The sequence below is a fragment of the Peribacillus sp. P4_C12 genome (genome assembly GCF_056402095.1).
In genome coordinates, this window is the sequence record NZ_JBFUIB010000439.1 from 1 (window position 1) to 3100 (window position 3100).

The following is a 3100-nucleotide window of genomic DNA, read 5'->3' on the forward strand; positions in this document are numbered from 1 at the left end:
CCCTATTACTAACACAACTGCATACTTAGCAATCGCGAAATCTATGTCTATTTCTGATATACGCCATCGAACTAATGAATTTAGGATGTTATAGTTTCCTGAAATAGACATTAAATAAGGAATATTAGTAATTATTATCAAGAACAGAGAAATCATTACTGGTGAGAATAGGTCTTTATTGTGCTTTCTAGAATAAATCATAGGAATAGAGAATAGGACTAATAGAATGACTGAAATTATGAATATCTGCATCGTTTCCATCCTTTTTTGGATTTTCTTACAATTTTTATGCTAACTAACATCTATTCGTTCAATCAACAAAAAATTTGAAGTAAGAAGGTAGAAGAAATAAGTAGCACAATTTAAAATCCCTCATTTTTTCCACTATTGTAATTACACTAATATCCCTGACATTTCCTTCCGAAAAAATAAGATGAAGCGTTATACCATATAGTTTTTTTAAATGTTCTAATCCAATACAATTCTCCATTTACTTTGCTTAAGGTTCTATTCGTGTAAAACGGGTGGTTCCTGCATATTTGTAGCCAACCCCACATATGAAATCCCGGTATTCCAAATCCCATAAACAGAGTTTTTCATCTGAATATTTTGGAAAAAGTAAAGGATAAGCCATCATCAAATCAATCTATCTATTTTGATATTTTACAGTTCCACTTAGGTCATTAAGATCAATTCGAAAAGCTTTCATTAAAAATTATGATTTTATATTCTTAAGGTTATGTGTACTTTTCATGTTATGTTGTCAGCTTAACTTTCCAGGATTGTCGAATTAAAGGCACTGAAATCAAAAATCAGCCAAAATTGCTATAAGCTACACAAGTAAAGCCTCTAAACTATTTATGGTCTCTCTGCCAATCGAATCATAAATCATCTTCGCTTTTTTAGCACTATTTAAATCGTAGCAATTTCTACCATCAAGTATGATTGGAGTTTTCATAAGTTCACTATATTTAGATAGATCAAAGTTTTTGACTTCATCCCATTCTGTAAAGATAAAACATATATCTGCATCCTTAATGGTATCTTCAATGGTATTACAGTAGGTTATTCCGTCTGGATATATTCCCCTAAAGTTATCAACACCAACAGGATCCCATGCTTTTAAATTACATCCATCCTCTAACATAATAGGAATATTAACTAGAGTTGGTGCTTCCCTTAAGTCATCAGTTCCTGGTTTAAATGTTAATCCCAAAACAGCTATATTAACCCCACTGAAACTATCAAAATACTTCCGAGATTTCTTAATTAATTTTAACTTTTGATTTTCATTCACATCAATAGCTGCCTTAATAGTCTTTAATTCATTATCATGAAAATTCGCTAACCAGTGTAGCGCTTTTGTATCTTTAGGGAAACATGATCCCCCGTAACCTATCCCTGCATTTAAAAATTTATTCCCTATACGACTATCATAACCCATTCCAAGAGCAACATCTTCAATGTCAGCTCCAATAATTTCGCAGAGATTTGCTATTTCATTTATAAATGATATTTTCAAGGCAAGAAAATCATTGGAAGCATACTTTATCATTTCCGCACTCTTCCTATTAGTAACAACTGTAGGCGCATCAAAACCTTTATAAACCCCTCTTAAAATATCTCCAGCAACTTCCTCTTCTACTCCTATAACGATCCTTGACGGGTATAATGTATCTCTAACCGCCGTACCTTGTGCCAAAAACTCTGGATTTGAAGCGACATATACATTTACATCTTGAGTTAAGTTGTTTCTGATCATATCTTCTAACTTATCATTTGTACCAATTGGCACTGTTGATTTAACAACCACAACACAATCTTTCTCAATACTCTCAGCAATTTGCATAGCTACTGAAAAGACATGACTTAAATTAGCTGAACCATCTTTCTTTTCTGGTGTACCAACCCCAATAAAAATAACATCTGCATCTCTATAAGCCTCTTTATAATCTGATGTGAAATTCAATCTATTCATATTTCGGGCCATTAACTGTTCAAGATCTTTTTCATAAATAGGAGAAATACCAGCCTCCATTAGAGCTATTTTTCTTTCATCTACATCAACACAAGTAACAGAATGCCCTTGTTCCGCAAGACAAACACCGGTCACTAATCCAACATAACCAGTTCCAGCAACAGCAATTTTCATTTTTTTTTCCCCCTTCTTAATATGTGTATCATACTTAGCAATTAATATATTTCATCACCTTACATAGCGTTTAATATATTAATCCGACACTTTAAAGCTAATGAACCTTTCAATTCGAATTTATTTTTTCTACTTTTGGGATTGCGCAACGAATATACCGACAAATTTCTAATGATATCTGTATACTATAATGTTTAAATTTTTTAGTTGTTGTATAAATACCCCTTTTGAAATTTCGGGAAAAGAAAAAAGAGATGAGAGGACAACAATAATAGATTATATTTTAATCACTACTAATAGACTTGCTATCATAGCGATATCAATTAAAACAAAAATTATTAAATACTTAAGCCTATATATTCCTAGTTTATTATTATAAAAGCATGAAATAACAGTTGAGATAAGTAAATATAATACATTTAAAAGATATAATTTTTATCTTATATTTTGACGTTTGCACAAATATCCAATATTAATAATAATAAGTAAATAGATAATTCCATAAACTATACTTATTAACTCAAAATATTTATATATACTTAAATTAAATAAATCTGAAAGAAAATATATTATTATACCTGAAAGTACTAATATAGTTTGAAACATTGTATCCATAAATTGTTTATTAAAAATTACATATGATCCTATAATCGAGGATGCAACAAACCTAAATGCAAACATAAAACAAAGTATGGATATATATTTTCCTGATTCTGTATATCCTTCTCCAAACACTAACTCTGTGAGATTTGGTCCAATTATAGCTAAAAAAGAGAATCCAATAATTGATAAACTTCCCATTACTTTTATAACGGAAAGAAAAGTGTCCCAGACAGAATTACCTTTTCTATAGTCCTCTCCTAACTTCTGCAAATAAACCTTACTTACATTATTAGTAATAAGCACTAGTGGAATTCCTAATACATTAATAGTAATAGCATAGTAACC

3 protein-coding genes are annotated in these 3100 nt (G+C 30.5%); all 3 read right to left on the bottom strand.

The window, feature by feature from the left end; all coding sequences use genetic code 11:
* On the bottom strand, window positions 1–252 hold a 252-nt coding region (locus tag AC1DUW_RS24500; RefSeq protein WP_477643685.1), incomplete at its 3' end, for a hypothetical protein.
* Window positions 253–832: 580 nt separating this feature from the next.
* On the bottom strand, window positions 833–2152 hold the full coding sequence (locus tag AC1DUW_RS24505) for a UDP-glucose dehydrogenase family protein (protein WP_477643686.1): 1320 nt from the start codon (window positions 2150–2152) through the stop codon (window positions 833–835).
* Between the two features lie 435 nt (window positions 2153–2587).
* Window positions 2588–3100, bottom strand: a 513-nt coding sequence (locus AC1DUW_RS24510; RefSeq protein WP_477643687.1) for a polysaccharide biosynthesis protein, incomplete at its 5' end; no start/stop codon positions are given.